Below are 3,122 nucleotides of genomic sequence, written 5' to 3' on the forward strand. Positions count from 1 at the left end.
GGGGAGGACGGCGTCGTCCCGGAGGAGCAGGGGCGGGGGGTGGCCGCAGTTGATCCAGGTGAGCCAGCCGCTGCGGATGTCGAGGTTGGCGATGACCGCGGTCAGGAGACGGCCGGGAATCCATAGGTCGAGGGTTCGGTCGATGGTGGTGGCGATGTCGGTCAGGGTGCCGCCGTCGCGGCGGGTGGCGCGGCAGGCGGCGAGAGCGGCCGCGCTGGAACCGCCGGAGGCCAGGTCGTGGCCCATGGCGTCCAGCAGGGCCAGGTGCAGGACATTCTCGGTGAGGTTGTGATCGAAGGCGTCCCCGCCGATGTCGTAGGCCGGTTCCAGAGCGGCGCTCGAGGTGACCTGGTCAGTGCCGATGGCCCGCGGCGGCAGGTACGACCACAGCAGTTCCGCCTGGATGGTCATGGCCCTGGAACGCTCTCGCGCAACCAGCAGGTCGCTGTAGGTCGCTTTGGACGCCACCAGCAGAGCGGTCAGCCCCGCCAGCGCCGTGCAGGACTCCAGCAGGTGGGGATCGAGCTCGGGTGCTGTGATCACCATGACGCCCAGGCGCTCGATTCCGTCGATCAACGGTAGCCATGCTGTGCAGCCGTCACGCGTGCGCTGAATTCGCTGCGTACGGTAGGCCAGGCCGGCCACCGAGTCGTCGATCTCCAGCACTGGCGTGTCCTGCCTGGCCGGATACGGCAAGGCGATCAGATGGACCTGCTGGAGGTCGGGGACGTAAAGGCGTGCGCTGGACAGACCGAGGCGCCGCCCGGCTTCGTCGATCAGCATCGGAAGGTCCCGAGGTGACACTCGGTGTGAGCGCGCCAGAAGATCCGACAAGATGCCTTCGCCACCCGTCACAACGGCTCCGTTCTTCCGCTGACGGCACCTGGGCTGCACCTTCGGCCACCCATACGCCGGCTTCCATACTCGCTAGGGATCCTCCTCTCGGCGACTCCGGAACCGCGCGGGCTCTCGGGCCGTTGGGCCGGCACGGCCGAAGTTCGTGGACTTGTCCCATGGGGATTCCGGGGCAGGGAGCAGGGTCTGTCCCGGGCGGGCACAGTCGGCAGGGCGCTGCCGGTCCGGTCAGGTCCGATTCCTTGAATCCCGACGCGGCGACCGCAGTCCGGGCTGCGATGGCACTCCGCCGATGGGCGTGACCAAGCGCGATGGCTCCCTCGAACCTAGCGTGGCATGTAAGAACCGTCCGATGGAGGGATCACCATGGTAAGAAGTGGCGCCATGGATCAGGCCAAGGCCAGATTCAAAGTCTTCGTCGGGAGGATCACCGGTAGCGAGCGCCTCGAGACCGAGGGCAGAACGGACGAGGTGAAAGCCAGAATTCGTCAGAAGGTGACCACCATCCGGCACCGAGCCCTGGGCATGAAGGACTCGTTCAAACGAGGCCGCTCCTGACGTTCCCCCGGATGCACGGCGGACCTCTTCCGGCGGACGGTGTCGCGCCTTCTGCGGAAGGTAGGGCCTCCGTCGGCGATCGGCGCGGCGCGGATGCGGAGGGACCGGAGTTCTGGCCTGCCCACCGCTCAAGGACCGGCTGGTCACATGGGGACCGGCAGCGGCCCCGGCCACCCGGAGCCGCGCGGGACTCATCGCTGCCACACCTCCGGCCCGCCCCCACGCCACTCGATCTCCGGCATGCCCGCCACATCGAGGTCGTCGATGCCTTCCAGACCCGCGAGGCGTAAGAACTCGGCGACGTCGAGGAGACCGTAGGCCATGCCGAGAAACTGGTTGCCCGCGCGGACGCGCCGGCCGCCGTCCTCGGCGGGCGGATAGACGACGACGGGCATCGCGTTAGCCATGAGTCCAGAGTGGAACCTGAGCCGTCACCGCGCACGCGGGCCACGACGCCCGAGCGCGGTGCCGCCGCTGCGCCCGCCGAACGGGGCGAGACGTGCCCGGCGGTGTGTCACCCTCCGCTGCGGGCTTCCCGCGCCCACCTCTCGACGACGGGTACGCAGGCGTCGGCGAAGTACTCGTAGTCGCCGGGTGTGTTGTAGACGTGGGCGGACAACCGCAGGTAACCGATTCCGCCGAAACTGGTGAAGGCGGCCTCGACGCCCAGTTCCTCGGTCGCCCGGTCGCGCAGGGCGTCGGCCTCGATCCGGGTGGCGCCCAGTCCCTCCGGGAGCCGGACCAGGCGCATTCCCGGCACGGGCATCCCGACGTCGACCGGTTCCGCCGGGCCGCCCGACGCCTCGAACGCGGCGGCCACCACGCGGGCGCCGTATCCGGCCAGTTCGTCCATGTAGGCGCGGGCCGTGTCCCAGCCCCAGGTGCGGTCGACGAAGTCGAGTGCCGCGGGGGCGGCGAGGCAGCCGGTCGCGTCGATCGTGCCCTGCTGGTCGAAGCGGTCCGGGAAGGGTTCCGCGGCGCTCCAGGAGTCGATCAGCGGATGGAGTTCCTCGCGCAGCGGGCCCCGGGCCACGAGAGCGGCGGTGCCGCGGGGCGCGCATCCCCACTTGTGGAGGTTGCCGACCCAGGCGTCGCAGACCAGCCCCTCCATGGGTGCGGCGAGGAGGCCGGGGGCGTGCGCGCCGTCCACGAGCAGCGGGATGCCGTGCCGGGCGGCCTCAGAGCCGACGAGGCCGACCGGCATCAGCCGGGCCGTGGCGGAGGTGATCTGGTCCAGGACGATGAGCGCTACCCGCTCGTCGACCTGCGACATCACCGCCGTACAGGCCTGCCGGGCATCGGCGCCGAGGGGGACGTGGGCGGTGCGGACGCGTGCGCCCCAGCGCCGGGCGAGCCGCTCGGCGCCCATCGTGACGGCCCCGTAGCCGTGGTCGGTGACCACGATGTCGCCGCCCGGACGCGCGCCGAGGGCGGCGTAGACGACACTCGCGCCGGCGCTCGCGTTGGGGACGAGCGCCAAGTCCCGCGCCCGGACGCGGAGATGGCCGGCGATCGCCGAGCGGGCGGCGGCGATCCGGCCCGGCAGCCGCGGGAACCAGGCGACCGGCGCCCGTTCCATCTCGTCGCGCAGCGCGCTCTGCCGCTCCTGCGCCACCCGGGGCACCGCGCCGAACGAGCCGTGGTTGAGGTGGCGCATCGCGGGATCGAGGGTCCACGCCGAGGCGGCGTCCCGGCCGTCGGCCAGCAGC

General features: G+C 71.3%; 4 protein-coding genes. 1 reads left to right on the forward strand and 3 read right to left on the reverse strand.

The features are described from left to right. The coding region (locus BZL64_RS35360; RefSeq protein ID WP_086773150.1) for a PP2C family protein-serine/threonine phosphatase at positions 1-783 on the reverse strand (783 nt) is incomplete at its 3' end. A 456-nt stretch (positions 784-1,239) separates the two neighbouring features. On the opposite strand from BZL64_RS35360, the gene BZL64_RS35365 reads away from it, so the two are divergent. Further along, a complete protein-coding gene (locus tag BZL64_RS35365; protein ID WP_086773147.1) occupies positions 1,240-1,413 on the forward strand; it encodes a CsbD family protein in 174 nt (57 codons plus the stop codon). Positions 1,414-1,604: 191 nt separating this feature from the next. Here BZL64_RS35365 and BZL64_RS35370 read toward each other — a convergent pair whose 3' ends face one another. Together BZL64_RS35370 and BZL64_RS35375 are read right to left on the reverse strand one after the other, a co-directional pair. Continuing rightward, positions 1,605-1,820 carry a hypothetical protein gene (locus BZL64_RS35370; RefSeq protein WP_086773148.1) on the reverse strand — a complete coding sequence of 72 codons (216 nt, stop codon included), beginning with the start codon at positions 1,818-1,820 and terminating at the stop codon, positions 1,605-1,607. A 107-nt stretch (positions 1,821-1,927) separates the two neighbouring features. Further along, positions 1,928-3,121: an aminotransferase class V-fold PLP-dependent enzyme gene (locus BZL64_RS35375; protein WP_086773149.1), complete on the reverse strand. Its 1,194-nt coding sequence runs from the start codon at positions 3,119-3,121 to the stop codon at positions 1,928-1,930. Position 3,122: the final 1 nt, after the last annotated feature.

It is taken from the genome of Streptomyces bobili (assembly GCF_002154575.1).
In the GTDB taxonomy this organism is placed as follows: domain Bacteria; phylum Actinomycetota; class Actinomycetes; order Streptomycetales; family Streptomycetaceae; genus Streptomyces; species Streptomyces bobili.